Origin of the sequence: Nitrospina gracilis Nb-211 (assembly GCF_021845525.1) — a bacterium.
Taxonomy (GTDB): domain Bacteria; phylum Nitrospinota; class Nitrospinia; order Nitrospinales; family Nitrospinaceae; genus Nitrospina; species Nitrospina gracilis_A.
In genome coordinates this window covers 967,598-993,185 of sequence record NZ_JAKJKD010000001.1, presented here as the reverse complement: position 1 = coordinate 993,185, position 25,588 = coordinate 967,598, and the positions used below count along the sequence as shown (strand labels likewise).

Annotated in this window: 26 protein-coding genes; 14 read left to right on the top strand and 12 right to left on the bottom strand. The window is 58.9% G+C overall.

Annotation, left to right across the window (positions count from 1 at the left end; genetic code table 11):
- Positions 1 to 54 precede the first annotated feature (54 nt).
- Positions 55 to 639, top strand: a complete 585-nt coding sequence (gene tpx / locus J2S31_RS04665; protein ID WP_237097901.1) for a thiol peroxidase — start codon at positions 55 to 57, stop codon at positions 637 to 639.
- Between the two features lie 15 nt (positions 640 to 654).
- Here tpx and J2S31_RS04660 read toward each other — a convergent pair whose 3' ends face one another.
- Entirely contained in the window at positions 655 to 3,582 is a 2,928-nt protein-coding gene (locus J2S31_RS04660) for an insulinase family protein (RefSeq protein WP_237097900.1), read from the bottom strand.
- A gap of 95 nt (positions 3,583 to 3,677) precedes the next feature.
- Positions 3,678 to 4,448, bottom strand: coding sequence for an exodeoxyribonuclease III (locus J2S31_RS04655; RefSeq protein WP_237097899.1), 771 nt, complete (start codon positions 4,446 to 4,448; stop codon positions 3,678 to 3,680).
- Positions 4,449 to 4,603: 155 nt separating this feature from the next.
- On the opposite strand from J2S31_RS04655, the gene J2S31_RS04650 reads away from it, so the two are divergent.
- Genes J2S31_RS04650 through J2S31_RS04640 form a run of 3 tightly spaced genes read left to right on the top strand, consistent with a single transcriptional unit; the run spans position 4,604 to position 7,150 of the window.
- Positions 4,604 to 5,152 carry a sunset domain-containing protein gene (locus J2S31_RS04650; RefSeq protein ID WP_237097898.1) on the top strand — a complete coding sequence of 183 codons (549 nt, stop codon included), beginning with the start codon at positions 4,604 to 4,606 and terminating at the stop codon, positions 5,150 to 5,152.
- 48 nt (positions 5,153 to 5,200) lie between these two features.
- Positions 5,201 to 6,184 carry an ABC transporter ATP-binding protein gene (locus J2S31_RS04645; RefSeq protein ID WP_237097897.1) on the top strand — a complete coding sequence of 328 codons (984 nt, stop codon included), beginning with the start codon at positions 5,201 to 5,203 and terminating at the stop codon, positions 6,182 to 6,184.
- 3 nt (positions 6,185 to 6,187) lie between these two features.
- Complete coding sequence (locus J2S31_RS04640; protein ID WP_237097896.1) at positions 6,188 to 7,150, top strand: ABC transporter ATP-binding protein; 963 nt, start codon at positions 6,188 to 6,190, stop codon at positions 7,148 to 7,150.
- 20 nt (positions 7,151 to 7,170) lie between these two features.
- On the opposite strand, the gene J2S31_RS04635 is transcribed toward J2S31_RS04640, so the two are convergent.
- The 10 genes from J2S31_RS04635 to J2S31_RS04590 all read right to left on the bottom strand — a co-directional run bounded on the left by J2S31_RS04635 (position 7,171) and on the right by J2S31_RS04590 (position 14,071).
- On the bottom strand, positions 7,171 to 7,584 hold the full coding sequence (locus J2S31_RS04635; protein WP_237097895.1) for a nuclear transport factor 2 family protein: 414 nt from the start codon (positions 7,582 to 7,584) through the stop codon (positions 7,171 to 7,173).
- A gap of 41 nt (positions 7,585 to 7,625) precedes the next feature.
- A complete protein-coding gene (locus tag J2S31_RS04630; protein ID WP_237097894.1) occupies positions 7,626 to 8,228 on the bottom strand; it encodes a peroxiredoxin family protein in 603 nt (200 codons plus the stop codon).
- Entirely contained in the window at positions 8,185 to 8,907 is a 723-nt protein-coding gene (gene ccsA / locus J2S31_RS04625; protein WP_237097893.1) for a cytochrome c biogenesis protein CcsA, read from the bottom strand. Before ccsA ends, J2S31_RS04630 begins: the two co-directional genes overlap by 44 nt.
- Positions 8,900 to 9,052 carry a CcmD family protein gene (locus J2S31_RS04620; protein ID WP_237097892.1) on the bottom strand — a complete coding sequence of 51 codons (153 nt, stop codon included), beginning with the start codon at positions 9,050 to 9,052 and terminating at the stop codon, positions 8,900 to 8,902. The genes ccsA and J2S31_RS04620 overlap by 8 nt, the downstream gene beginning before the upstream one ends.
- Before the next feature lie 4 nt (positions 9,053 to 9,056).
- Positions 9,057 to 9,737, bottom strand: a complete 681-nt coding sequence (locus J2S31_RS04615; RefSeq protein WP_237097891.1) for a heme exporter protein CcmB — start codon at positions 9,735 to 9,737, stop codon at positions 9,057 to 9,059.
- Positions 9,738 to 9,810: 73 nt separating this feature from the next.
- Positions 9,811 to 10,551, bottom strand: coding sequence for an ABC transporter ATP-binding protein (locus J2S31_RS04610; protein WP_237097890.1), 741 nt, complete (start codon positions 10,549 to 10,551; stop codon positions 9,811 to 9,813).
- A gap of 57 nt (positions 10,552 to 10,608) precedes the next feature.
- Positions 10,609 to 10,959, bottom strand: coding sequence for a hypothetical protein (locus J2S31_RS04605; RefSeq protein WP_237097889.1), 351 nt, complete (start codon positions 10,957 to 10,959; stop codon positions 10,609 to 10,611).
- Between the two features lie 4 nt (positions 10,960 to 10,963).
- A complete protein-coding gene (locus tag J2S31_RS04600) occupies positions 10,964 to 11,467 on the bottom strand; it encodes a cytochrome c-type biogenesis protein (RefSeq protein WP_237097888.1) in 504 nt (167 codons plus the stop codon).
- Between the two features lie 5 nt (positions 11,468 to 11,472).
- Positions 11,473 to 13,488 carry a heme lyase CcmF/NrfE family subunit gene (locus J2S31_RS04595; protein WP_237097887.1) on the bottom strand — a complete coding sequence of 672 codons (2,016 nt, stop codon included), beginning with the start codon at positions 13,486 to 13,488 and terminating at the stop codon, positions 11,473 to 11,475.
- An 88-nt stretch (positions 13,489 to 13,576) separates the two neighbouring features.
- Positions 13,577 to 14,071 carry a cytochrome c maturation protein CcmE gene (locus J2S31_RS04590; RefSeq protein ID WP_237097886.1) on the bottom strand — a complete coding sequence of 165 codons (495 nt, stop codon included), beginning with the start codon at positions 14,069 to 14,071 and terminating at the stop codon, positions 13,577 to 13,579.
- Positions 14,072 to 14,490: 419 nt separating this feature from the next.
- On the opposite strand from J2S31_RS04590, the gene J2S31_RS04585 reads away from it, so the two are divergent.
- The 10 genes from J2S31_RS04585 to murG all read left to right on the top strand — a co-directional run bounded on the left by J2S31_RS04585 (position 14,491) and on the right by murG (position 25,584).
- Entirely contained in the window at positions 14,491 to 14,898 is a 408-nt protein-coding gene (locus J2S31_RS04585) for a division/cell wall cluster transcriptional repressor MraZ (RefSeq protein WP_237097885.1), read from the top strand.
- A gap of 26 nt (positions 14,899 to 14,924) precedes the next feature.
- Complete coding sequence (gene rsmH / locus J2S31_RS04580) at positions 14,925 to 15,863, top strand: 16S rRNA (cytosine(1402)-N(4))-methyltransferase RsmH (RefSeq protein WP_237097884.1); 939 nt, start codon at positions 14,925 to 14,927, stop codon at positions 15,861 to 15,863.
- Complete coding sequence (locus tag J2S31_RS04575) at positions 15,856 to 16,179, top strand: cell division protein FtsL (protein WP_237097883.1); 324 nt, start codon at positions 15,856 to 15,858, stop codon at positions 16,177 to 16,179. The genes rsmH and J2S31_RS04575 overlap by 8 nt, the downstream gene beginning before the upstream one ends.
- Before the next feature lie 10 nt (positions 16,180 to 16,189).
- Positions 16,190 to 17,932, top strand: a complete 1,743-nt coding sequence (locus J2S31_RS04570) for a peptidoglycan D,D-transpeptidase FtsI family protein (protein WP_237097882.1) — start codon at positions 16,190 to 16,192, stop codon at positions 17,930 to 17,932.
- A gap of 62 nt (positions 17,933 to 17,994) precedes the next feature.
- Positions 17,995 to 19,497: a UDP-N-acetylmuramoyl-L-alanyl-D-glutamate--2,6-diaminopimelate ligase gene (locus J2S31_RS04565; protein WP_237097881.1), complete on the top strand. Its 1,503-nt coding sequence runs from the start codon at positions 17,995 to 17,997 to the stop codon at positions 19,495 to 19,497.
- The gene (locus tag J2S31_RS04560; protein WP_237097880.1) at positions 19,490 to 20,884 is read left to right on the top strand and encodes a UDP-N-acetylmuramoyl-tripeptide--D-alanyl-D-alanine ligase; all 1,395 of its coding nucleotides are present in this window, start codon (positions 19,490 to 19,492) and stop codon (positions 20,882 to 20,884) included. Before J2S31_RS04565 ends, J2S31_RS04560 begins: the two co-directional genes overlap by 8 nt.
- Before the next feature lie 9 nt (positions 20,885 to 20,893).
- The gene (mraY, locus tag J2S31_RS04555; RefSeq protein WP_237097879.1) at positions 20,894 to 21,979 is read left to right on the top strand and encodes a phospho-N-acetylmuramoyl-pentapeptide-transferase; all 1,086 of its coding nucleotides are present in this window, start codon (positions 20,894 to 20,896) and stop codon (positions 21,977 to 21,979) included.
- 7 nt (positions 21,980 to 21,986) lie between these two features.
- A complete protein-coding gene (murD, locus tag J2S31_RS04550) occupies positions 21,987 to 23,324 on the top strand; it encodes a UDP-N-acetylmuramoyl-L-alanine--D-glutamate ligase (protein WP_237097878.1) in 1,338 nt (445 codons plus the stop codon).
- 45 nt (positions 23,325 to 23,369) lie between these two features.
- A complete protein-coding gene (ftsW, locus tag J2S31_RS04545; RefSeq protein WP_237097877.1) occupies positions 23,370 to 24,479 on the top strand; it encodes a putative lipid II flippase FtsW in 1,110 nt (369 codons plus the stop codon).
- Positions 24,480 to 24,489: 10 nt separating this feature from the next.
- A complete protein-coding gene (murG, locus tag J2S31_RS04540) occupies positions 24,490 to 25,584 on the top strand; it encodes an undecaprenyldiphospho-muramoylpentapeptide beta-N-acetylglucosaminyltransferase (protein WP_237097876.1) in 1,095 nt (364 codons plus the stop codon).
- Positions 25,585 to 25,588 lie beyond the last annotated feature (4 nt).

Below are 25,588 nucleotides of genomic sequence, written 5' to 3'. Positions count from 1 at the left end.
CAATTTCAAACCCGGAACCTCAATATTCATTCCAACCACAGCGAGGCATTCATCATGAAAAAATCCATCGCTTTGATTTTGGCTTCTGTCTTCACCACGGCCCTCCTGGCCACCACCCTTTCCGCGCGGACCGGATTTCACGTCACCATGGGCGGCAAGCCGCTGACGTTGATGGGCGAGCCGTTGCAAGTCAATGAACCCCTGCCGGACGTGCAACTGCCCGATGCGGGCCTCAACATGGTGAGTCTGAAAGACGGCTTCAAGGGCAAGGTGACGATCGTCAGCATCGTGCCGTCGATCGACACCCGGGTGTGCGAGAAGCAGACGCACATTCTGAGCGAGGAAAACAAGGGGCTGGATGAAACGGCGCGGCTCGTGACCATCAGCCGCGACCTGCCGTTCGCGCAACAGCGCTTCGCCCGCGAGGCCAAGATCCACAACATCCTGTTTCTGTCGGATTACCGTGAGGCCACCTTCGGCAAGGCCAGCGGCCTGCTGATCGGCGAGAACCGCCTGCTGGCCCGCGCCGTGCTGGTACTGGACAAGAACGGCATCATCCGCTACATGGAAGTGGTGCCGGACCTCGGCCAACTGCCGGACATGGAACGCGCGTTCGAAACAGCCCGCTCCCTCACCTGAAGGACGGAGCGGCGCTCATTTGAACACGTCCACCAGGTGGTCGAACCGCGACGCGTCTTTTTTGATGCGCGCGGCGTTGCCGAGCACGCACACGGAACCCTTTTCCTTCACCGCGTGGAACAGATCGGCGTAACCGCGCACGTCGTCCAGCGTCGTGGACATCACTTCGTCCAGCCGCCGCTCCTTGAACTCCTGCGTCATGCCGGTCAGGTATTCCGCGCGGGAAATGGAACCCTTGCGGTCCGGGGTGAGCGGCGGGTCCATCTTGCCGATGCACCCGATGATGATTTTTTCCAGTTCCTCGCCGGGGAGATCGAGGTTGGCGAGGAAATCGCCGATCTCGTCGTACACGTCCAGCGTTTCGCCCAGGTTCGGGTCGCGGTAGGAAACCAATCCCAAGTCGCCCGTGTACAGGTCGAAGTTGATCATGCTTCCGTACGCCCCACCCTGCACGCGGATGCGGTCCCACAGAAACGCCGTGCGCAACAAGGCTTTCACCACCTCGAACTTGCCGGAGTATTTGTAACCCAACTGGTACAGGTTCGCGCCCTTGCCAACATACTGCACGGTGCTGGTGGTCATGAACCCTTCGTTCGGCGCGGGGGCTTCGAATTTGTAATCCACGCTCGGATGCGTTGCCTCCGGCAGAATTTCCGTCAGGTGCTTCACCCGCTTGTCGATCCTTGAAAAATCCTTGGCCGGAGAGGTGATGTTGACCAGCATGTTGCCGCGGTGGATCACTTTGTCCGCCACCTGCCGGAACTCGTCCGCCACCGCTGCCGGGTCTTTCTCCACGCGCCTGTACAGGTCTTCCAAAAACCGGAAGTAGGTGAGGCCATCGGTCCATTCGTCGTACCGGCCCAGCCGCGAATGATACGCCTGCAGGCGAGACAACACATACTGGTTGCCATGAGGCACGATCGACGTCTCCATGTTCGCCTTGGCACTGCGGATGATCTCCACCAGCCGGTCGGTATTGCTGAAGTCGCGCTCGGTGAACAGCTCCGCGTACAGATCGAACAGCGCATCGAGTTTTTCCATCAGCACGGTGCCGCTGAAGTTGAGGTACGAGAGCAGGCGGCTGCGGTCGTTGAAGGTGACGGAAGAATAATGCGAGGGCGCAATGCCTCCGGTGTGGATGCCGATCTGTTGCGACATCTCCACGTAGTCGCGTTTCTTCGTGCCCATGCCCAGGATCAGGCGTCCCAGCAAACCCAGGTACTGAATCTGTTCCTGCGGCACCGCGTTGGTGCCGAAACAGATCTGCGTGTAGGCGATGTCATTGGTGAACAGGTCGTGGAGCAGAACCGTTGGCTTGTCTTTCCGCTTCACCTCACAGGGAAACTTCGGCACCCTTTTCTCGACGTCGTTCAAATGCAGGCGTGGCAGAGTCGCCAGCGCCTCCGGCGTGTCCGGCGCCATCTGCATTTCCTGCAGGGCCTTGGTTTCCGCGATCAGTTTTTCGATGTCCTTGTCAGAGAGGCTGGATTTCATTTCGCGCAGGGCCTTCCTCACTTTCGCGTCCTGTCTATCGCCGAGCCCCGGTTTCGGGTACAGCACCAACACACTGCGGTGATTGTTGTCGAGCAGGTGTTTTTTGATGAGCGCCTCGAAATAACCCTCGTTCATTTTCTTTTTGATCTTCTTCATCAGCTTTTCGTACTTCAAATGCCCCATTGGGTCAGCGTCGTACAGCCACGATCCCAAAGCCTGTATGTTGTACACAATGCCTTTCGGAAAGCCGCCGAAATTCGCCTCGCGCAGTTTGAAGTCGATGGTGTTGACCGAGGCCTTCACCTGGTTTTCGTCGATGCCGTTTTCCGCCAGGTCCTTGAGCGTGCTGAAAATAAGATCGAGGATCTTCTGCGCGTCCTCACGCTCCGCACCCTTCATGCCGACAGCGAACAGCGTCTCCGCACGGTTGTCATCGAAACCGCCGCCGATGACCTCCGTCCCCAGGTTGGATTGAAGCAGAGCCTTGCGAAGCGGCGCGGCGGAGGTGCCGAGCAGGATGTAGCTCAGGATTTCCATAGCCAGGCAGTGTTCGTAATCCGTGGACTTCCCCAGTTTCATGCCCGCCACGACATAGGTTTTCTTTACCACGGACTCGCTTTTGGAAACGGCGTACGGCACATCCTTCCATTTGGGCTTGCTGAACCGGCGTTGTAGTTCGATATGCGAGTCCACCTCCAGCCGGTCGAAATGGATCAGGTACTCCTCGTTCAGGTATTTGAGGTATTCGTTGGTATCGCCGTCGCCGTAAATGAAAAGGCGGCTGTTCGTCGGGTGGTAGTATTTACGATGAAATTCCTTGAACTCGTCATACGTCAACTGCGGAATACGCAGGGGATCGCCGCCGGACTCATGCCCGTAAGGCGTTTTCGGAAACAACGAGTGCGCCAGGTGCCGGTCGAGTACGCTTTCGGGATTGGAGAACACGCCCTTCATCTCGTTGTACACCACCCCCTTGTAAGTGATGTCGCCGTCCGGAGCATCCAGCTCGTAATGCCAGCCTTCCTGTTTGAAAATATCCTCGGTGATTTTGGGATAAAACACCGCATCGAGGTATACCGTCATCAGGTTGAAAAAATCCTTACGGTTTCTGCTGGCCACCGGATACATGGTTTTATCGGGAAAGGTCATCGCGTTCAGAAACGTCTGAAGGCTTCCCTTCATGAGTTCGACGAACGGTTCCTTGACCGGGAATTTCTTGGAGCCGCACAGCACGCTGTGTTCCAGAATATGCGCCACGCCGGTGTCGTTGAAAGGTGGCGTGCGGAAAGTGGCGCTGAACACCTTGTTGTCATCGTCGTTCTCCATCACCAGCAGTTCGGCTCCGGTTTTCTCGTGCTCAAAGAAAAGCGCAAGGGAGTTCAATTCCTTCAGCTTTTCCTGTTTTTTCAGCCTGAAACCGTGATAGGAGCAATCCACTTCAAAACTCATGAATGATCCTTTCTAATAAAAACGGGCCGCCGGGGCCCGGTGGAGGTCCAATTTCTGTCACCGTCAGAATATCACAGGTGCAGTGGGATTTCGCCTCAAACGATTTCGAGTCCGATGGGGCAATGATCGGAACCCATGACTTCCGGCGTGATAAAGGAGCTTTTGACCTTCCTCAACAGATCGCGGGTGACGAAGAAATAATCGATACGCCACCCGATGTTTCGCGCCCGCGCATTCGCCCGATACGTCCACCAGGTGTACTGGTCGGGTTCCTTGCAGAACTCGCGGAACGTGTCCACGTACCCATGCTCGATGAACTTGTCGATCCACTCGCGCTCCATCGGCAAAAATCCGGAATTCTTCTCGTTCTGCTTTGCATTTTTCAGGTCGATCTCCTTGTGCGCGGTGTTGACGTCGCCGCAGATCACCAGTTTTTTCTTTTCCTTTTTACGGAGCGTCTCGCAATGCTCCAGAAACGCGTCGTAGTATTCCATCTTGAACTGCAACCGTTCGTCGCCGCTGGTGCCATTCGGGAAATAAATATTGAGCAGGTCGAACTTCGGAAACTCCAGGCGCAGGTAACGCCCTTCCAAATCGAAACGATCGATGCCCATGCCGTAATGCACCTTGCCGGGCTTGACTTTGGAAAACACAGCCACCCCGCTGTATCCTTTGCGCGTGGCCGGGCACCAGTAGGCCTCGTAGCCTTCGGGGTACGCCACCTCCGGCGGCACCTGCTCCGGGTGTGCTTTTGTTTCCTGCAGACACACCACATCCGGCGCGGGGGAGGCGGACGCCATCCAGTCGCCAAACCCCTTTTTGGCCACGGCGCGGATGCCATTGACGTTCCAGCTGTAGATCACCATATTCAATTCCGTTTGAAGAAGTCGCAAAAGGGTCAAGCATATCCAAAATCGCAGACCCATTCAATAGCCGGAAGGGGCACCCGTTTTACCGGTTTGCAAATTCGGCATCAGGAATTAGAATTGGTTATGGGTGAGTATTCCAATTACAGGGGACTATGAACGACTCGAACGACCGCAACCGCGAACTGCAACAAAAACTCGAGCAGATCATGCAACACGGTGACCCGGGCGTGAAGGAAATGTTGTGCGACCTGATTCGCGAGTTTCACAACCAACTGATGGACGACCCCAAGTCGCGCGCCAGTATGAAGGAACAGCAGAAAGCCCTGCGCGCACTGGGTGAAAAGATCATCCAGCTTCCCATCTTTCACCAGAGTCCGGAAGAGGAAGCATTGGACCCCGCGCCGGCTGCCGCGCAACCGCAACCGCGCAAGCGGGGCAAGTTGATTCTGCTCACCATGACCGTGGTGCTGGTGCTTGCGGTTACCGGGAAATGGATCGGCGGTAGCGAACAGTCGCCTCCCACCCGCGTGTGCGACATCAAAGGCAACATCAACGACCGGCAGGAAAAAATCTATCACCTGCCGGAGTCCGAATGGTACGAAAAAACTTTCATCGACGCCTCGCGCGGCGAGCGCTGGTTCTGCAGTGAAGCCGAAGCCCGGGCGGCGGGCTGGCGGAAATCCCTGCGGGAAGGGGAATGATGCCATGATCCGCCCACCAGACACTCTCCTTCCATCCACCTCCAATTCATGACCGCATCCGCGCCGGAACTGGAAATCCAGAACCTGACAGTGACCTTCTCCGTCAACGGCAAAGAGGTCACCGCCGTCAACGGCATCAGCTATCATCTGAACGCGGGCGAATCGCTGGCCGTGGTGGGCGAATCGGGAAGTGGCAAAACCGTGAGTGCCCTGTCTCTTCTACGCCTGGTACCGGAACCACCGGGACGCATTGCGTCGGGACGCGTTCTATTTCGAGGCCGCGACCTGCTGGCCCTGGACGAGGACGCATTGCGCACCGTGCGCGGCAACGACATCGGCATGGTATTCCAGGAACCGATGACGTCGCTCAATCCCGTGCTCACCATAGGAGAACAGATCGCCGAAACCCTGCGTGCTCACCGCAACCTCAGCGCCAGAGAAGTGCGGGAAAAAAGCATCGACCTCCTCAGGCAGGTGGAAATTCCTTCTCCGCAGACGCGATCGAAAAGTTATCCGCATGAACTGAGCGGCGGCCAGCGGCAACGTGCCATGATCGCCATGGCGCTGGCGTGCGATCCCGCCATCCTCATCGCCGACGAGCCGACCACGGCGTTGGACGTTTTGGTGCAGGCGCAGATTCTGGAATTTTTGCAACGCATTCAGCAGGAGCGGAACATGTCCGTGCTGTTGATCACGCACGACCTCGGTCTCGTCGCCAATATCGCTCACCGGGTACTCATCATGTACGCGGGGGAAATCGTGGAAAGCGGCCCGGTGCACGAACTGTTTTCAAAACCGCGTCACCCATACACACGGGGATTGATTCAATCCATTCCCCGCCCCGGCGCGAAGGCGGAGCGCAAACGGTTTCATGAGATGAAAGGCAGTGTGCCTTCACTGGGCGCCCTGCCCTCCGGTTGTCCGTTTCATCCGCGCTGTCCTTCGGCGCAGAAAAAATGTGAAATCGAAAAACCGGTTCTCGAAAGTATCGAACTCAACCGGCAAGTGGCCTGCTGGTATCCCAACGACTGAACTATGAACGAATCCACAATTCCGGAAAACGGCAAATCGCTCCTCGTGGTGGAAGGTTTGAAAAAAACATTTCCCGGCGGGGTGCGCGCGGTGGACGGCGTTTCGTTTTTCATTCCGGTCAACAGCACACTGGGACTGGTGGGCGAAAGCGGATGCGGCAAATCGACCACCGGCCGCGCCGTCTTGAGGCTGATCGACCCCACCGCCGGGCGCATTGTGTTCGACGGGCAGGATATCACGCACCATTCGCACACGGAGATGGTGCCATTGCGGCGGAACATGCAGGTGATCTTTCAGGACCCGTACGCCTCGCTCAACCCGCGCATGACCGTCGGCCGTATTCTGGAAGAGCCGTTCCGCATTCACAACGGCGGCGCCAAACCCGAACACCGCGACCGCGTGGCGGAGCTGTTGCGCAAAGTGGGGCTGTCGCCGGACGATGCGAAACGCTACCCGCACGCGTTCAGCGGCGGCCAGCGCCAGCGTATCGGCATCGCCCGCGCGGTGGCGCTCCGTCCATGCCTCATCGTGGCGGACGAAGCGGTGTCGGCGCTCGATGTGTCGGTGAAAGCGCAGATATTGAACCTCCTGCAGGCGTTGCAGGACGAGATGGGATTATCTTACCTGTTCATTTCGCACGACATGGGGGTGGTGGAAATGTTCTGCGACCGGGTGGCGGTGATGTACCTGGGAAAGATTGTCGAGATGGCGTCGAGCGAAACGCTGTACGCCTCGCCCAGACACCCGTACACCGAGGCCCTGCTCGATGCGATTCCGAAAATGGATGCGGTTCGTCCCCGCGAAAGGAAAGTCGTGGCAGGCGATGCGCCGAGCGCGTCGAATCCGCCAGCCGGATGCGCCTTTCATCCGCGCTGTCCGATCAAGGAAAAACAGTGCGAGACCGAGGTGCCGGAGTTGAAAGAAGTCGCGCCCGGCCATTGGGTGGCGTGCCATCTACGGAGTTGATGGCGGACGGATGGAACGTGTCAGCGTTCGTCTTCGCTGGTGGAAGAAGGCGACGGCACCGACGCGGCATGATGCAAAATCATCTTCCACGTGCCGTTGACCTGGCGGAACAGGTTGGTGGTGTGCACGTGCGAGGTCTGCACCCCCGCCATGTGGATGGAGAACAGGTTCTCCTGGCAACTCACCCAGGCCATGTCCGCGGACACCACCACGCTCACATCGCTCAGGCGGATTTCCATGTGGTCCGTGTTGTCGAAAATGTCTTTCCAGCTTTGGATGATGGAATCGAACCCGCGTAAAACCGGCCAGCCGGGATGGATGCAGATGCACGAGCCGTCGTCCTGCCACAACGATTTCATCGCATCCAGGTTCTGCTTGTTGAACGCTTCGTAGAACAGTTCGTTGGCGGAGAGGATTTCGGAATGCACTTCCATATCACGGAATCACGATGGATGGGACCGCGGTCCCGGAGGTTTCAGGATGGTTTGAGCAGGATCTCGAGGGCGTCGAAGGTTTCCTGCGCCTCCCAGTTCTTGGCGCCGTCCACCACAGCCACGATGCGCCCCGTGCGATCGATAACGTAAGTGGTGGGAATGGTGAAGGTGTTGTAGCTACTCTCCACTTTCTGTTGCGCGTCCAGCAACACCGGGAACGACAGCCCGTACTCTTCCACGAAGTCGCGCACCTTTTGATCGTTGTCCTTGTCCAGGCTCACTGCGAGAACCGTCAGCCCTTCCGACCGAAAACGCCGGTACAGGTTTTCGAATCCCGGCATCTCAATCCGGCACGGGCCACACCACGTCGCCCACAGGTTGAGGATCACCACCTGGTCCCGAAAGTCGGCGAGGCTGACACGGTTGCCATCCAGGTTGCGCACCGTGAAGCCCGGCGCCATGTATCCCACCGCGGAACGTTCCTGCGTGTATACCGAGGCCACCTGCACCTCTTCCGGCGTCACCGGCGTTTCGTAATAATGACTGACGAACGCCATCAGCGCGCCGGCGAACAACACGATGTAGATCGCGGCGTACTTTTTAATGAGAGTAAAGTCTCTCTTTTTTGAGCCGATCGACTTCATCTTTCATCCGTTCGATGGAAACGCGTTGGGACATGAGCAGAAAATAAAGCAGGGTGAACGCGCCGAGCGCGATCATCAGCGTGATGATCATGGGCGTGTCCATGCCCGCGCCGAAGCCTTCCGGCGTGATCATTTTCGGTTTGGGATGGAATGTGCGCCACCACAGCACCGAAAAATGGATCAGCGGAATGTCGAGAAACCCGACGATGCCCACCACCGCCGCGTACTTGGCGCGGGTCGATCCGGCATCGGTCTGCACGCGGAGCATCAGGTAGGCGACGTAGATCAGCCACAGCACGAGCGTGGAGGTCAGCCGCGCGTCCCACACCCACCACGTGCCCCAGATGGGCTTGGCCCAGATGGGCCCGGTGATGAGCACGAGCGAGCAGAACAGCACGCCCACTTCCGCCGAGGCATGCGCGTAGATGTCCCATTCCCGGTCGCCTTTCCATAGAAACAGGATACTGCACAAAAACACCACGAAGAAAGCGAAGAATGCGATCCACGCAGACGGAATGTGGTAGTACATGATGCGCTGGACCACGCCCTCGGTACGCTCGGTGGGCACGTAAATATAAATGGCAATGAGCATCGCCATCACCGCACTGATGGTGAGCACCAGCAAAACGAAGCCGTTGCCGCCGCCGTTCGCGGGCGTGTCGTTTGCGGGCTCAGTCATGCCGTTTGTCCTTGTTGAGGGTTTCGTTCAAGAGGTCCAGGTCCGCTTTCAATGAGCGGTTGCGCTTCATGAGGGTGAACACGTAAACGAGTATGCCGCCCCACACGAACAGGTTGGCGGCGAACAGAAATCCCAGGTTGTTCATTCCTTCACTCCTCAAAAATGTAATCGATGGTCATGATGGACACACCGATGTAAATCACGTCAAAACACAGGGTCAGGCCCAGCCAGTTGAGGTTGTCCGCCAGCGTCTTGCCCATCAGAATCTGGCTGGTCATGCGTACGGAGCCGATGGCGATGGGCACCATGAGCGGGTACAGCAGAATCGGAAGCATGATTTCGCGCGTTTTCAAATTCGACGACAGCGACGACAACAGCGTGCCCAGTGCACTGAACCCCAGCGTACCCAAAAACAGCACCACCAAAAGCGGCCCCAGGTGCGACACCAGGTCGATGTTGAAGAACACCATGAACACCGGAAGCAGGAAGGCTTCCATGACCAGAAGGAACACGAGGTTGCTCACCATCTTGCCGAAGTAAATCGCCGAGCGGTCCACCGGCGTCAGAATGAGTCCCTGCAAACAACCGTTCTCTTTTTCCAGCGTGAACGAGCGGTTGAGTCCCAACGTGCCCGCAAACAGGATGGCGACCCACAACACGCCCGGTCCCACGGCGTTGGCGTTGACCAGACTCAGATCGACGGAAAAGATGAAGATCAGGATCACCAGCAGACCGAAGACGAACATGGAGCTGAACAGCTCCCGCGTCTTGAACTCGGTGCTGAAATCCTTGGCGGCGATGGCGCCGATCTGTTGAAAGTATCCGTTCATCTTGTTTGTATGATCCGCGGTTCATTATGCCTCAACCGCCACGCCGCCGCCAATGCCGCTTCGCGGAACGCCGTCACCCCGCCTTAGCGACCTGTTCCAGGTACAGGGTCTCAAAACAGTTCTTGTCGATGTTCGCCACCGGTTCGTGCAGGACAAACCGGCCGCGCGCCTGAATGGCCACACGGTCGCACATCTCCAGTCCCCGCGCGAAATCGTGCGTCGTCATCAACACCGTGCGGTGCTGGGTATGCAGGGTCTCCAACTGCTCGCGCAACTTCAAGGAGGCGTGCTGGTCCAGCCCGGTGTACGGTTCGTCGAGAAACAGGATCGACGGATCGTGCACGATGGCGCGGGCGATGGACAGCCTCTGCAACATGCCGCGTGAAAACGTGCGCACGCGGTCGTGCATGCGCGGAAGCAGACCGACCTCATCAATCACTTGCTTTGCCCGGTCCGCCGGATTGTCCACGCCGTACATCTTCGCGTAGAACTGCACGTTCTCGAACGCGGAGAGGTCCGCATACAGGAAACTGGCGTGCGAGATGACGCCGATCTCGCGCCGCATGGCGGGATCGTTCGCCGTCACGTCGTACCCCGCCACCGTCGCCTGGCCGCTGGTGGGGCGCGTCAACGATGACAGCATGCGGATGAGCGTGGTCTTGCCCGCACCGTTGGGCCCGAACACCGTCAGGAACTCGCCACGATTGAGATCGAACTCGATGCCTCGGACCGCCTCAATGTGGCCGAAACTTTTCCGCAATCCCCGCACCTGGATGGCGGGGTCCTGCGACGGGGCAACGGTGGGTTCGGACATGGCTGGCGATTATTCGATGGTGGGACGCGCCGGGATGCAGGCGCCGGTTTTGTCCTTTCAGGCCGCATCCACCTGCTTGGACTGTTTGGGCTTATTTTTCTTTTTGGCTTTGAACTGCTCTTCCAGTTCGTCGGTGCGTTTCAATATCTGGAGCGCTTCCTCTTCCAGCTTGGCGAGGAGCGCATCGTGATCGGCCTGCGAGATCTTGTCGGTCTTCAGGTCGAATTCGAGTTCCTTGATGCCCAGCAACACTTCTTCCTTGCGCACGAGCAGGTGCTTGTATTCTTCACCGGCGGGATCGAGAGGAGAATACAGTTTTTTGCCGCTGAGCTTGGAAAACAGAGGAATGCCGACGGCAATCAGAATAGCAACGACAACAATGAACTGGAGGATATGGACACCGGTCATAGGCTCAGGTTTCCAACCGATCCAGTTCGTCTTTCAACCGGCTCTGGTACGGCTGGTCCCCAGCTTTCTTCTGCGTCACTTCGCTGGTAGCGGCATCCTGTGCGGGGGCGGTTTCCTCCCCGGGCTTACCGGTGGATTTGCGCGTCCAGACGACGATGACCTTGCGCACGCCGAATCCGCCTATCACCAGCGCCACAAACGGCGTGATCCACGCGGTGAGGTTGAAGCCGGACTTGGTCGGCGCGGAAAGCACCGTCTCGCCGTGCTTGTCCACATAAGTCTGGATGATCTGTTTGACGGTCAGCCCCGATTCCAATTGTTTGGTCAACTCGCCGCGCATTTTTTCAGAGTGATCGCAACTGCAGTTGATGAGCACCTTGCCACACTTGTCGTCGCAGGTGCACATGAGCGCATTCTCAAGGTTCTCCAACTGCGTCGCGGCGAAAACCGGGAGCGCTGAAAAAGCCCAGAAGCAGAATGAAACGGCAATCAGGATTCGGGTACGCATGATATTCACTCCTGCGCCGGGACGAAGATGGCTTCCTGGCGCTTCAGGCGTTCCAGGCGGCGGCGTGACTCCAGCCGGTCCGGCCACATGCAGATGGAGGTGCCGAAGGCGATGATCCACGCGCCGGTCCACATCCAGCTCACCATCGGGTTGATGTGCACCTTGATGGTCGCTGAACTGTTGTCGGGGTTGAAGTCGGCGAGGATCAGATACAGGTCCTCTTTCCACGTGGAGCGCAGGTCCACCTCCGAGACAGGCTGTTTCTGTCCCTTATAAAATTCCTTTTCCGGGTTGCCGGTCCATATACGGCGTCCGTTTTCCGAGATGCCCAGCTGCGCGATGACGCGGGTCTTCACCGAGGTCTGTTCCTTCACCATCAACCGCTCGTAGGTGATGTCGTAGTTGCGGAGCTTGAAGGATTCGCCGACCTGCAAGTGTTTCTGGAACTCCGTGTCGTATGCCTGAGACCCCGCGATGCCCGCGAACAGGAGAACCACGCCGATGTGCACGATGTAGCCGCCGTAACGCCGCTTGTTCTTCCACACCAACTGCGACAACGCCGCCGGATACGTCTCCTCATGCGCCGCGTGGCGCGCCACCGAACCTTTGATAAACTCGGTGATGATCGACGCCATCACGAAAATGCAGAGGACGAAGGTGATGTACGAATAAATTTCCGCTTTATCAGTGAGCGGCACGAAGGGAAACAGGACCGCGCCCCCTGCCAGCGCGATCATGACCGGCTTGGCGAAATTCTTTTTGAGGTTCGACCATGTCGCCTTGCGCCAGGCGATGACCGGGCCGATGCCGATCAAAGCGAGCAGGATGAGCCCGATGGGCACGTTGACCTGGTTGTAGAACGGAGGGCCGACGGTGATTTTCACGCCGCGGAACGCTTCCGAGATGATCGGGAAGATGGTGCCCCAGAACGTGGCGAACGTGATGCCCAAAAGCACCAGGTTGTTGAACAGGAAACTGCTCTCGCGCGACAGGAACGAATCGAGTTCGTTCTTGCTCTTGAGCATCGGCAGGCGCTTGGCAATAAGAATGGTGGAGAATGTGATGATGACGCCCAGGAACGCGAGGAAGTAGTAACCGAGGGTCGCTTCATCAAACGTATGCACCGACTGAATGAGCCCGCTCCGCGTGATGAACGTGCCGAAGATGGTCATCACGAAGGTGAGCAGGATGAGCGACATGTTCCACACCTTCATCATGTCTTTCTTTTCCTGAATCATCACCGAATGCAGAAAGGCGGTGGCGATGAGCAGAGGCATGAACGCCGCGTTTTCCACCGGGTCCCACGCCCAGTAACCGCCCCAGCCCAGCTCCACGTACGCCCACTGCGCGCCGAACAGGTTGCCCATGCACAGGAAGAACCACGACACCAGCGTCCATTTGCGCGTCATGCGAATCCAGCCGTCATCAAGGTTCTTGGTGAGCAGGGCCGCCGTGGCGAATGCGAAGGGCACGGTGAAGCCGACGTAACCGAGGTACAAGGTCGGCGGGTGGATCACCATCCAGTAGTTTTGCAACAGCGGGTTCAGGCCGCGTCCGTCTTCCGGCGGAAGCGGAATGCGTTCGAAAGGATTGGTGCTGAAATTGAGCAGACCCAGAAAGAAGATGGCGATGACCATCATCACCGCCAGCGCCACCGGCACCAGGCGGACGTTCTGTCTGCGGTTCTGGATGTACACCACCAGCATGTAGGTGGACAGGATGAGCGTCCAGAACAACAACGACCCTTTCTGCCCGCCCCAGAACGAAGAGAATTTGTAGAAGACGTCGAGTTCGCGGTTGGAATAAGCCCACACGTATTCGACGCTGAAGTCGTTGGTGAGAAACGCGTACCACAACGAACCGGAAGCCACCGCCACACAACTCCAGACGATGAGCGGCGTCTTGTCCGCACTCATATACAGATCGACACGATTGTTGCGGAACGCCATCACATACCCGACGACGCCGTACAGCGCGGTGGCCAGCGCCACCATCAATGCAAATTCACCCAGTTCATTCATGCTTTACGGTTCCTTAAAACAAATATCACGCCAAGCGCACCCTCACCGGGAAAACCGGGCGCACCCCGGCGATCCCGCCCCGGGTGAATCAGATGGCGGTCTTTTTGGTCAGAATTTTCGGGCTTTCCAAAGCAGGCTGTTTCTGTTTCCCGTCTATCGGGATGTCGCCCGGGTGGGATTTTCCCGCTTCCTTTTCGGCCTCGTATTTCGACGGGCAACTGGTCAACAGAGTGTTGGCGTGGAATACCCCGTCGCGGCCAATGGTGCCCTCGATGACCACTTCCCGGCCATCCTCAAACATATCCGGAGTGATGCCGGTGTAGGTGACGGGCAAAATCGATTGCTTTTCCTCTATCTTAAACGCCACATCCAGGAAATTGTCCGGGTTGCGGGTGATGGAGCCCTCGACCACGGTTCCCTTTACTTTCAAACCGGCGCCCCGGTAAGTATCCATTCCCGCCGTCAACTCATCCACCGTCACGAAGAATTTGGAGGTGCTGCTGATGCTGGTCGTGATCAGATAGGCGATCGCGCCAACAATCAGACAGGCCCCTACCATGAACTTGATTTTTCGGTGTTGCATGGGTCTGCAATCTCTTTAAATAAAAGGGTTAACCTGAATGAATCCAATCCTTTTCGATTGGAGCCATAGTATCACTGGCCAATAAATATTGTCAAAGCAATTTCCCCCGCCTCCGGGCCGGGAATGCCGCCTGGAAAATCCACACGCTTTTCCCTATTGTACCCCCAACCCGCCACCCGGATTCCACTTAAATCTGGCCCCATTCCAGATCCGGTTTTTCCCTGCCTCAATCCCTCAAAGCAGAAAACCAAATCCACCTGCCAAAGCCCCGCCAAAGCCCCGTGGCAGGCCTTTCACGCCCCCGCCCGATTTTTTCTTTTTTTATTGACAGAATGTCACGTTGTGCTAGCATAGTGTCTAAATGTGTCGCATAGTGTCACATTATGGCGGGCAACCGAATTACCTTTGGCAGGGTAGAAATGGTTGGTTTTTTAGGGACATATCAGGTCAACCTGGACGAAAAGGGGCGTCTCAACGTTCCGGCGAAGTTCAAGGGCCTTCTGGACAAGCAGTACGACAACCACAACCTCGTGGTCGCCGTAATGCCGGACAAGGAGGGGAATAAGGACCGCGAGTACCTCATTGTCTTTCCTCAGAAGGAATGGCTGGTCAACGAGGAAAAGCTCAGCCACCTCTCCGGGTTGGACGGCGACGACCGCAACAAGATGCGCGAGATTTACGCGCAGGCCAGCGAGTGTGAAGTCAAGTCCGGAAAAATCCTGATACCCCAGCACCAGCGCGAGCGCGCCGGGCTGAAAAAAGAAGTGATCCTGGTCGGCATGTCCAAGACGTTCGAGATCTGGTCCGCCGACCGGTTTGAGATTTGAGGGGATCGTGGAGGGCCGATTCCGCCATGGTGGATTACCACACGCCAGTTCTGTTAGAGGAGGTCCTTCATTATATAGAACCCCAAAACAAGAGGCTCATTGTCGATGGCACCCTGGGGGACGGGGGGCACACGCAGGCAATGCTAGACGCCGGGCCGACATTGCGGGTCCTGGGAATCGACCGGGATACCGAAGCCCTGGAACGGGCCAGACAACGACTGGCCGCCTACAAGGAAAGGGTCATTCTGGTGCACGGCAGCTTCAGCGAAGTCAAAAGCATACTGACCCGGCAAAACGAACGGGAAATGGACGGCATCCTGCTGGATCTCGGGGTGTCTTCCCGGCAATTGGACGTCGCCGAGCGGGGGTTCAGCTTCCGTTTCGAAGGACCGCTGGACATGCGCATGGACCGCAGCCAGGAAGGACCCACGGCGGCCGACCTGCTCGAATCGCTTTCCGATTTCGAGCTCGAACAGATTTTTCGCAAGTATGGAGAAGAAAAAAAGCCCAGGCAACTCGTACGGTTGATCCGCAAAGCGCAGGGCTCCCATCCCATCAAAACAACCTTCGAACTATCCCAAATCCTCTCCAGCGCGGCGAAACCGTCGCGTAAGCCCCGAATTCACCCAGCCACAAAAGCCTTCCAAGCCCTGCGCATTGCGGTTAACCGTGAGTTGGACCACGTCCAGAAAGCGCTTGAGGACGCCCTCGACTGCCTCGCCCCCGGCGGGCGCATGGTGGTGATCTCCTTTCATTCTCTCGAAGACCGAATCGTCAAAGATTTTTTCCGTACCGAAGCAAAAGGCTGTATTTGCCCGCCCAAGACGCCGGTGTGCGTGTGCGGGCGCAAAAGCAGGCTCAAGGTTCTGACCCGGAGGGTGGTCAAACCGTCGGCCCGGGAAGTGGAGCTCAATCCCCGGGCCTCCAGCGCGAAGTTGAGAGCGGCGGAGCGCATCCATGTCTAGTCGACAATCCTGGCTGAGATGGGCCCGGACCCAGATCCCCCTGTCCCCGGCGGAGTTCCGCCTGGTGACGGTGGGGTTGTTTTTGTTTCTTCTGGGAGCGCTCTTTTACGTTTGGCCGAACGTAAAGATGGTCAAGCTGGCCTATGAATTTCAGGTCCAGCAGAAGCTCCACACCAAACTGCTCCGCGAGCACACCCTCCTCCAGTTGGAACGGGACAGCCTGCTGTCCCTGGACCGGGTCCAGTACCTGGCCGAAAACCGGTTGGGCATGAAGGACCCCCAGCCGGAACAGATCGTCACGATCTTCGTGAAGTGAGGGCGTGCCCATGCGCCGCATCAAGAAAAACTCACCGCAATCCCTGTATTCCGCCCTGAAGGGGCGCATGGCCGTGGTCTCGGTTTTGATCGTCGCCTTCGGCCTGGCGCTGGCGGGACGGCTGGCGCACCTGCAGATCTTCCAGCACGACAAACTCATTTCGCAGGCGCAGAAACAGTACCTGCGGACGGTGGAAATCGCCACCGGACGGGGCCATATTTTTGATAAAAACCGCAGTCTTTTGGCCACCAATGTGGATGTGGAGTCCGTTTACATCGATCCCCGCGAGATCTTCAATCCCGCCGAAACCGCCCGCACTCTGGCCAGCTCGCTGAACCTGGAACCGGAAACCGTCTTGCAAAAAGTGCATTCCAAAAAACATTTCGTCTGGATCAAGCGCAAAGCGCGGCTGGATGAGATCGCGCGCCTGCGCCAGTTGGACCTGCCGGGTGTCGGCTTCATCAAAGAGAGCCAGAGGTTTTACCCGCGCCGCCAACTGGCCGCCAGCACACTGGGATTCGTCGGCCTCGACAACCAGGGCCTGGCCGGAATCGAACACGAACAACAGTCCCTGCTCAAAGGCAAGCTCCGCCGCAAGGTGGTGGAGAAAGACGCGCGCGGCCGTTACCTGCAAACCGGTCTGGGCGACGATGCCGCGCACCGCAACCGCGACCTGGTGCTCACTCTCGACGAGGTCATTCAGTTCTACGCCGAGCAGGAACTGGAAAAGCAGGTACGCGAGTTCCAGGCCAAACGCGGTCTGGTGATTGTCATGGACCCGAACGACGGCGGCATCCATGCACTGGCCTCGTACCCCGGCTTCAATCCGAATAACTTCGCCGCCTTTCCGCGCAAGCGCTGGGGCAACCCCGCCGTGACGCACGCCTACGAACCGGGATCGATCTTCAAGCCCATCGTCGTCGCCGCGGCGTTGGAAGAAGGCGTGGCGCGGCCGAACGACATCTTTTTCTGTGAAAACGGCAACTACGAAATCGGCGGCATTCACATCGGCGAAGCCGCCAATCACCGTTTCGGCTGGCTGACCCTGCAGAACATCATCTCGAAGTCGAGCAACATCGGCGCCATCAAGGTGGCGCAGAAACTGGGCGAGGCACGCTTTCACGAGTACATCCGAAACTTCGGCTTCGGCTCCCGGCTGGGCGTGGATTTGCCCGGCGAGACGCCGGGCATGGTGCGCGACCTGCCGGACTGGTCCGGCCTGTCGCTCGCATCCATTTCTTTCGGCCACGAGATCTCCGTGTCGCCCCTGCAAATGACCGCCGCCATGGCCGCCATCGCCAACGGCGGCCTGCTGATGAAACCGCACGTCACACACGCGGTATTGAAAAACGGTGAGACAGTGGAGCAATTCGGAGGACAGGTCATCCGCCGCGTGCTCACCCGCCATACCAGCAGGCAGATGATCGACATGCTCAAGCAGGTGGTGAAGAACGGCACCGGCAAGCAGGCGGCCATTCCCGGGTTTGAAGTCGCGGGCAAAACCGGCACCGCGCAAAAGATCGATCCCGAAACGCACACGTATTCCACCTCCGCCTATCTCGCGTCGTTCATCGGCTTCGTGCCGGCGGACGCGCCGCGGCTGGTAATCCTGGTGATGATCGATGAACCGCAAAAATCGTACTGGGGCGGAGAGGTGGCGGCGCCGGTGTTCCAGCGTCTGGCTGAAAAAACCCTGCGCTACCTGCACATTCCATCAAGCAGGGAGCGCGTGTTTGTCCTGGACCGGACATGATCGTCGTCAAAACGGCAAACAATGAAGCATCGTCATCCGCTCACTGCGGAGTGTATTTTGTGATGAACCAGAAACTGGCCAAATTGATCAACGGATTTCCCCTGCAGAACCTTGTGGGCACGCTCGACCGCGACATCGTGTCGATCGCCTACGACTCACGCAAGGTGGAACCCGGCGCGTTGTTCGTCGCCATGCCGGGGCACCACCACGACGGCAGTCTGTTCATCGCCGACGCCTTGGAAAAAGGCGCGGTGGCCTACATCACGGAATCCGGCGTCGAAGACATGATGGAACAGGGCATCGGTGTGCAGAACGCCACCGGCCTTCACGTGAAGGACGCGCGTCACGCACTGGCCTGGGTGTCGGCGCGGTTCCACGGTGACCCATCGCACCACATGGAACTCACCGGAATCACCGGCACCAACGGGAAAACCACCCTCACCTACCTGTTGGAAAGCATTTACAAAGCCAACGAAGAACCGAGCGGCGTCATCGGGTCCATCAACTACCGCTACGCGGACACGCTGCGGCCGGCGCCGATGACCACGCCGGAAGCGCTGGAGATCAACCGCATGCTGGCGGAGATGTGGGCGGCGGGGGTTCAGCGCTGTGTCATGGAGGTGTCGTCGCATTCGCTTGCGCTCAAGCGCGTGCGCGAACTCAAATTCGCTGTCGCCGTGTTCACCAACTTCTCGCGCGACCACCTCGATTACCACCAGACGCTCGACCATTACAAGAAAAGCAAAAAAAGCCTGTTCCTCGATTGCACCGTCGGCAAGCAGGTGATCAACATCGACGACGCCGTCGGCCGCGAGATCGCTTCCGAACTGGAATCAGTGACCCTGACCACCGGACTCGAGCAGTCCGCCAGCGTTACGGCTGAAAACGTGAAGACCGACCCCGACGGCGTGCGCTTCACCTTGAAGACGCCCTACGGCAGCGCGGAAATCCAATCGACCCTGCTTGGCCGCCACAACATCTACAACATTCTGTCGGCGGCGGCGGTGGGATTGATCCAGGGCATTGCTCTCGACACCATCGCGCGCGGCGTGCGTGAACTGGTGCGGGTGCCGGGCCGGTTCGAAAAAGTGGATATGGGGCAGAACTTCACCGTGGCGGTGGACTACGCCCATACCGACGACGCCCTTTTGAACGCGCTCAAGGCGGCACGCACCATCTCCTCCCGCAAGGTGATCGTCGTGTTCGGCTGCGGCGGAGACCGCGACAATACCAAGCGCCCCGTCATGGGCCGGATCGCTACGGAACTGGCCGATTTCGCCGTCGTCACCTCCGACAATCCGCGCACGGAAGACCCGAACAAGATCATCGACCAGATTCTGGAAGGCATTCCCGACAGCGTGAACGCCGAGGAACGCTACATGGTTCTGCCGGAGCGGCGCGACGCCATCCGCTTTGCCATCAACAAGGCGCAATCGGGCGACCTGGTATTGATCGCGGGCAAAGGGCATGAGGATTACCAGATACTCGGCAAGGAAAAGATTCACTTCGACGACCGCGAAGAGGCCGCCGAAGCACTGCAACAAAGGTTCAACGTGAATGGATAGTGACTTGCAAACCGTGATCGAAGCTGTGAAAGGAGAAAAGGTGGTGGGTTCTGCGACGTCGCGTTTCTCCGGCGTGTCGATCGACTCACGCACGCTGAAGGCGGGCCAGTTGTTCGTCTGCATCCGGGGCGACCGCTTCGACGGCCACGATTTCCTGCACGACGCCATCGCCAAAAAACCGGCGGGGGTGATCGTCTCCGACCGGACGCGCCTGCCCCTCGACAAAATGCAGAGCGGTCCGTTCGCCGTCGCCGTGCCCGACACGTTGAAAGCGTTGCAGGATCTCGCGGCGCATCACCGCAATCAGCACAACGTACGAGTGATCGGCGTCACCGGCACCAACGGCAAATCGACCACGAAAGAAATGATCGCCGCCATCACGAACACGCAATTCAAAACGCTGAAGACGCAGGGCAACCTGAACAACCACATCGGCCTGCCGCTCACGCTTCTCAACCTGACACGTGAGCATGAAGTGGCGGTGTTGGAAATGGGCATGAGCGCGGCGGGAGAGATCCGCCGCCTCGCGGAAATCGCCAAACCCGAAATCGGCGTCATCACCAACGTCTCGGAAGCACACATGGTGCAGTTGAAAACCATCAAAGACGTGCAGGCGGCAAAAGGCGAACTGTTCGAGGCTCTGGATGAAAACGGCACCGCCATCGTCAACGCCGACGACCCGCTGGTGCTGGAGCTGGCGAACGGTTTGCGCGCGCGGGCCATCACCTTCGGGCTCGATCCGTCCGCCGACGTGCAGGCGCGCGACATCCGCGCCGCCAACACGACACAAATCGAATTCACGGCAAAGGTGTTCGACGCCACCGCACCGGTGCGCCTGTCATTCTCCGGCATGCACAACGTAAGGAACGCTCTTGCGGCGCTGGCCGCGGGCGCGGCGCTCGGCATGGCGGTGGAACGCATGACTCCCGGACTCGAGGCGGCCCAGGGACTCAACCAACGCGGCCAGGTGTTTGAACACGGCGGCATGACGATCCTCAACGACACCTACAACGCCAACCCGCGCTCCATGCAGGAAGCCATCAAAACGCTCAGCGCCCTGCCCTGCTCCGGGCGCCGCTTTCTGGTGATCGGCGCCATGCTGGAGCTGGGAGACCGGGAAGACGCCGCGCACCGTCAGGTCGGTGGATGGACGGTGGAGAGCGATATCGATTACCTCGTCACTGTCGGACCGCTGGCGGGGCTGGCCGCCGATGCCGCCGTCGAGCGCGGCATGGATGCCAAACACATTCACCGCGGCGAGACGCACGACGACGCCGCGCAATTTTTGAAACAACACGCGCGCAAAGGGGACTGCCTGCTGTTCAAGGGGTCCCGTGGATCGCAAATGGAAACCGTGATCGAAAGGTTCACCGGCACCGCCCGGTAAAAGGGAATCATGTTCTATCACCTGTTCTATCCGCTCAGCTCGGACTATTCCATCCTCAACGTGTTTCGTTACATCACGTTCCGCTCGGCCTACGCCGGCATCACCGCGCTCGTGCTGTGCCTGATCTTCGGCCCCATGGTCATCCGCGCCCTGCAGAAACTGGAGATCGGCGAGACCATCCGCACCGACGGCCCGCAGTCACACATCACCAAATCCGGCACGCCGACGATGGGTGGCCTGCTCGTCATCTTCACCTTCCTGCTCGCCACCCTGCTGTGGGCGAACCTGACCAACATGTACGTCTGGCTGTTGATCTTCGTCGCCGTCGGTTTCGGCCTCATCGGGTTCGTGGACGATTTTCTGAAACTGCGCAAAGGCAAGGGACTAACCGCACGTTCCAAACTGTTCTGGCAGATTCTCGTGGCTACGATGGTGGGCCTGTTCTGCACGTATTTCGATCCCAACCGCATGGGTTTCGCCACCAACCTGTACGTGCCCTTCTTCAAGGATTTCACGCCGGACTTGGGCGGCTGGTATGTGGTCTTGATCGTCATCGTCATCGTCGGCACCTCCAACGCAGTGAACCTGACCGACGGCCTGGACGGCCTCGCCATCGGCCCCATCATCATCGCCACGCTCACTTACACGGCGCTGGTGTACATCACCGGACATTTCAAATTTGCAGGTTACCTGAACATCCAGTACGTCGGCGGAGCGGGAGAGATCGCCGTGCTCACCTCCGCCATCGTCGGCGCGAGCCTCGGCTTCCTCTGGTTCAACGCCTACCCGGCGCAGATGTTCATGGGCGACGTCGGGTCGCTTTCGCTGGGCGCGATTCTCGGCACCGTCGCGGTGATCGCCAAGCAGGAACTCCTGCTGATTCTGGTCGGCGGCATCTTCGTCATCGAGGCGCTGTCGGTCATCATCCAGGTTGCTTATTTCAAGTACACCGGGGGCAAGCGGTTTTTCAAGATGGCGCCCCTGCACCATCACTTCGAACACATGGGCTGGGAGGAGCCGAAGGTGATCGTCCGCTTCTGGATCATCGCCGTCGTGCTGGCCATGCTCAGTCTGAGCACGCTGAAGTTGAGATGAATCGTTTATGGACGTAATGGGAAAACACATCGCCGTCATCGGCCTCGCCCGTACCGGCGTCGCTACCGCCAACTTTCTGGTTCAGCGCGGCGCAAGGGTGACGGTGTGCGACCAGAAACCGCGCGAACAGCTTGTGGATGCGGTGATGGAACTCGAGCCCGGCATCGAAACCCGGTTTGAGACGCCGGCTCCCGAAGAGGCGGCAGTGGACCTCATCGTGCTCAGTCCCGGCGTGGACATCCACAACCCCGCGCTCGCACCGGCACGTCAAAGAGGCGTGGAGATCATCAGCGAACTGGAACTGGCATCGCGCCTGTGCACGACGCCGATCATCGCCGTCACCGGCACCAACGGCAAGACGACAACCACCTCGCTCATCGGCGCGCTGTTGAAAGGTGCGGGGTACGACATCAAGGTCGGCGGCAACATCGGCGTGCCGTTCGTGGCGCTGGTCGATCCGCCACCCAAAGATTACATGGTGATCGAGGTCAGCAGTTTCCAACTGGAGGCCGTCGAGACGTTTCATCCCTTCATCAGCGTGATCCTCAACCTGACACCGGATCACCTGGACCGGCACGGCTCAATAGAAACCTACGCCGCGCTCAAGGAACGCATCGCCGCCCGCCAGACGGAAGACGACTGGATGGTGGTCAACGCCGACGACCCGTGCGTGAAGAAAATGGTCGAGGACAAAAAAGTGCAGAAGGTGTGGTTCAGCACGCAATACGAGCTGGCGGTCGGCGGTTATCTGGAGGAAGACACCGCCTTCCTGCACTGGGGCGGCAGCACCATCCCGGTGATCGAGATGGCCGAACTGAAACCCTCGCTGGCCCGGCAGATGGAAAACGTGCTGGCGGCCGTGATCGCCGCTTACCTCGCCGGGGTGGACCCGGCGGCAATGGCTCCCGTCCTCCGCGAGTTCGAGGGCCTGCCGCACCGGCTGGAGTGGGTGCGCACAGTCAATGGCGTCGATTTCATCAACGATTCGAAAGGCACCAACATCGGTGCGATGAAAAAATCGCTCAACAGTTTCGACCGCCCGGTGATCCTGATCATCGGCGGCAAGGACAAGGGCGGTGACTTTTCCGCCCTCAAGGAAATTTTCCAGGGCCGGGTGAAGTTTTTGATTCTGATCGGCGAAGCCCGGCCGAAGATCGAAGCGGCGCTGAATGGATCGTTCGATCACGAGGCGGCCGACAGCATGGATGCCGCCGTGAAAGCCGCCTTTCGGCACGCGGAGCCCGGCGACGTGGTTCTGCTCTCGCCCGCGTGCGCCAGCTTCGACATGTTCCGCGATTACGCGGACCGGGGAGAACGCTTCCGCGAATGCGTTCAACGATTGTAAACGGAGCGGCGGAGCCGATGCGGCTTTCGCCGGATGATTGGGTTTATGGCGCAGAAACACTCACAACAGGGATGCGACCGCATTTTGGCTTTCGCCGTGGCTTTGCTTGTGCTCATCGGCATCGTCATGGTGTTCAGCTCGAGCGCGGTGTATGCGATGGAGGAGTACCAGGATTCCTGGTATTTCCTGAAACGCCATCTCCTGTGGGTCCTGCTGGGCACGGCGATGCTGTTCGCGGCGAAGTCCGTGGATTACCACAAACTCGACGGCGCGACCTACCCCGCCATGGCGGCGACGGTATTCCTGCTCATCGCGGTGATGATGCCGGAGATGAGCAAGGAAGTCGGCGGCGCCCGGCGCTGGATCGTGATCGGCGGTTTTTCATTCCAGCCGTCGGAGCTGGCCAAGTTCGCCGTCATCCTGTTCATGGCCAAATCGCTGGTCAAGCGGGCCGACAAGCTGGGCAACTTCGCCTACGGGTTTTTGCCGAACCTCATCGTGCTCGGCATCTTCTTCATGCTCATTCTCATGCAACCGGATTTCGGCACGGCGCTCATCATCTCGATCGTCTGCTTCACCATGCTGTACATCGCCGGGGTGAAAAAAAATTACCTGATCTATTCCGCCATCGTTGCCGCGCCGTTTCTGATCTCGGCGGTGATGAGCGCGGAATACCGCAAGCGCCGCCTGCTGTCGTTCCTCGATCCGTGGGCGGACCCATCGGATACGGGATTCCAGGCGGTGCAGTCGTTCATTGCGTTCGGCCGTGGCGGGGTGTGGGGCCTGGGACTTGGCGACAGCCGGCAGAAGCTGTTTTACCTGCCGGAAGCACATACCGATTTCATCTTCTCCGTCGTCGGGGAAGAGCTGGGGTTCATCGGCACCATAGGCATCCTCGCGCTGTTCATGCTGGTGCTGTGGCGCGGATTCACAATCGCGTACCACGCAAAGGATATGTACGGCACGCACCTGGCCACGGGGCTCACGTTGCTGGTCGCCATTCAGGCGTTCACCAACATGGGCGTGGCGGTGGGACTTCTGCCGACGAAAGGATTGACGCTCCCGTTCATCAGTCTGGGCGGGTCGTCGTTGTTGATCACCATGCTCGGCATGGGGGTTTTGTTGAACATCTCGGAGCAAACGGTCCGACGTTGATGCGAACACGATGGCGAACTACGTCGTCATAGCCGGAGGCGGAACCGGGGGACACCTGTACCCCGGCATCGCGCTGGCCAGAGCTTTGAAAGCCATGGACGAGAACATCGAAATCACCTTTGTCGGCACCAAGCGCGGTTTGGAAGCGCGCGTCCTGCCGCGCGAAGGACTGCCGCTCAAAACCATCCTGTCCGGCGGCCTGCTGGGCAAGAAGGGGCTGGGACGCTGGACGTCGTGGTGCAAACTGCCGGTGGGGCTGGCGCAGTCGATGTGTTTTCTCATCCGCAAGCGGCCGAACCTCGTGGTCGGCGTCGGCGGCTACGTATCGGGTCCGGTGGCGGTGGCGGCGTACCTGCTCCGCATCCCGATCCTCGTGCACGAACAGAACACCGTGCCCGGCGTCACCAACCGAATGATCGGCAAGATCGCCAACAAGGTCGCGGTGTCGTTCGAACAGTCGCGGGACTACTTCCCTGCGAACAAGGTGGTCGAGACGGGCAACATGATCCGCGAGGAATTCTGCAAGGAACGGGAACCGGCGGCATGGAAGCCGGGTCAGCCTTTCCACCTGCTCATTCTCGGCGGAAGCCAGGGCGCGCAGTCGATCAACGCCGCCATGCTGGAAGCATTGGAACATCTGGAAAGCGTCAAGGACGAGCTTCGCATCGTGCATCAAACCGGAGAAAAGGACGAAGCGCTGGTGCGTCAACGCTACGAGCAGGCGGGATTCGACGCCCGCGCCGAGGCGTTCATCTACGACATGGAAGAGCAGTACCGCAAAGCATCGCTGGTGATCTGCCGTGCCGGAGCCACAACGCTGGCGGAAGTGACGGCAACGGGCAAGGTCTCGGTGCTCGTGCCCTTCCCGTTCGCCGCTCACAATCATCAGGAACACAACGCGCGCGTGCTGGAGGCGGCGGACGCGGCCGAGGTCATCCTCGACCGCAACATCAACGGCCCCAAACTGGCCCAGTCCATCCTCGACGCCATGCAAAATCCGGACAGACTGGAAGAACGGGCGAAGAACAGCTATCGACTCGGACGGCGCGACGCAACCAACCGCGTGCGCGACCTGTGCCGGGAATTGATGGGCGCGGCAACATAACAGA

Excerpts from the sequence above, each read along its gene's own strand:
- J2S31_RS04635 (WP_237097895.1), bottom strand. The coding sequence starts at position 7,584 with ATGGAAGTGCATTCCGAAATCCTCTCCGCCAACGAACTGTTCTACGAA.
- murG (WP_237097876.1), top strand. The coding sequence starts at position 24,490 with ATGGCGAACTACGTCGTCATAGCCGGAGGCGGAACCGGGGGACACCTG.
- J2S31_RS04640 (WP_237097896.1), top strand. The coding sequence starts at position 6,188 with ATGAACGAATCCACAATTCCGGAAAACGGCAAATCGCTCCTCGTGGTG.
- J2S31_RS04590 (WP_237097886.1), bottom strand. The coding sequence starts at position 14,071 with ATGCAACACCGAAAAATCAAGTTCATGGTAGGGGCCTGTCTGATTGTT.
- J2S31_RS04570 (WP_237097882.1), top strand. The coding sequence starts at position 16,190 with ATGCGCCGCATCAAGAAAAACTCACCGCAATCCCTGTATTCCGCCCTG.
- rsmH (WP_237097884.1), top strand. The coding sequence starts at position 14,925 with ATGGTGGATTACCACACGCCAGTTCTGTTAGAGGAGGTCCTTCATTAT.
- J2S31_RS04660 (WP_237097900.1), bottom strand. The coding sequence starts at position 3,582 with ATGAGTTTTGAAGTGGATTGCTCCTATCACGGTTTCAGGCTGAAAAAA.
- J2S31_RS04585 (WP_237097885.1), top strand. The coding sequence starts at position 14,491 with ATGGTTGGTTTTTTAGGGACATATCAGGTCAACCTGGACGAAAAGGGG.
- J2S31_RS04620 (WP_237097892.1), bottom strand. The coding sequence starts at position 9,052 with ATGAACAACCTGGGATTTCTGTTCGCCGCCAACCTGTTCGTGTGGGGC.
- J2S31_RS04605 (WP_237097889.1), bottom strand. The coding sequence starts at position 10,959 with ATGACCGGTGTCCATATCCTCCAGTTCATTGTTGTCGTTGCTATTCTG.
- J2S31_RS04575 (WP_237097883.1), top strand. The coding sequence starts at position 15,856 with ATGTCTAGTCGACAATCCTGGCTGAGATGGGCCCGGACCCAGATCCCC.
- J2S31_RS04650 (WP_237097898.1), top strand. The coding sequence starts at position 4,604 with ATGAACGACTCGAACGACCGCAACCGCGAACTGCAACAAAAACTCGAG.
- J2S31_RS04655 (WP_237097899.1), bottom strand. The coding sequence starts at position 4,448 with ATGGTGATCTACAGCTGGAACGTCAATGGCATCCGCGCCGTGGCCAAA.
- J2S31_RS04560 (WP_237097880.1), top strand. The coding sequence starts at position 19,490 with ATGGATAGTGACTTGCAAACCGTGATCGAAGCTGTGAAAGGAGAAAAG.
- ccsA (WP_237097893.1), bottom strand. The coding sequence starts at position 8,907 with ATGACTGAGCCCGCAAACGACACGCCCGCGAACGGCGGCGGCAACGGC.
- J2S31_RS04615 (WP_237097891.1), bottom strand. The coding sequence starts at position 9,737 with ATGAACGGATACTTTCAACAGATCGGCGCCATCGCCGCCAAGGATTTC.
- J2S31_RS04630 (WP_237097894.1), bottom strand. The coding sequence starts at position 8,228 with ATGAAGTCGATCGGCTCAAAAAAGAGAGACTTTACTCTCATTAAAAAG.
- ftsW (WP_237097877.1), top strand. The coding sequence starts at position 23,370 with ATGGCGCAGAAACACTCACAACAGGGATGCGACCGCATTTTGGCTTTC.
- J2S31_RS04565 (WP_237097881.1), top strand. The coding sequence starts at position 17,995 with ATGAACCAGAAACTGGCCAAATTGATCAACGGATTTCCCCTGCAGAAC.
- mraY (WP_237097879.1), top strand. The coding sequence starts at position 20,894 with ATGTTCTATCACCTGTTCTATCCGCTCAGCTCGGACTATTCCATCCTC.
- J2S31_RS04600 (WP_237097888.1), bottom strand. The coding sequence starts at position 11,467 with ATGCGTACCCGAATCCTGATTGCCGTTTCATTCTGCTTCTGGGCTTTT.
- J2S31_RS04595 (WP_237097887.1), bottom strand. The coding sequence starts at position 13,488 with ATGAATGAACTGGGTGAATTTGCATTGATGGTGGCGCTGGCCACCGCG.
- J2S31_RS04645 (WP_237097897.1), top strand. The coding sequence starts at position 5,201 with ATGACCGCATCCGCGCCGGAACTGGAAATCCAGAACCTGACAGTGACC.
- murD (WP_237097878.1), top strand. The coding sequence starts at position 21,987 with ATGGACGTAATGGGAAAACACATCGCCGTCATCGGCCTCGCCCGTACC.
- tpx (WP_237097901.1), top strand. The coding sequence starts at position 55 with ATGAAAAAATCCATCGCTTTGATTTTGGCTTCTGTCTTCACCACGGCC.
- J2S31_RS04610 (WP_237097890.1), bottom strand. The coding sequence starts at position 10,551 with ATGTCCGAACCCACCGTTGCCCCGTCGCAGGACCCCGCCATCCAGGTG.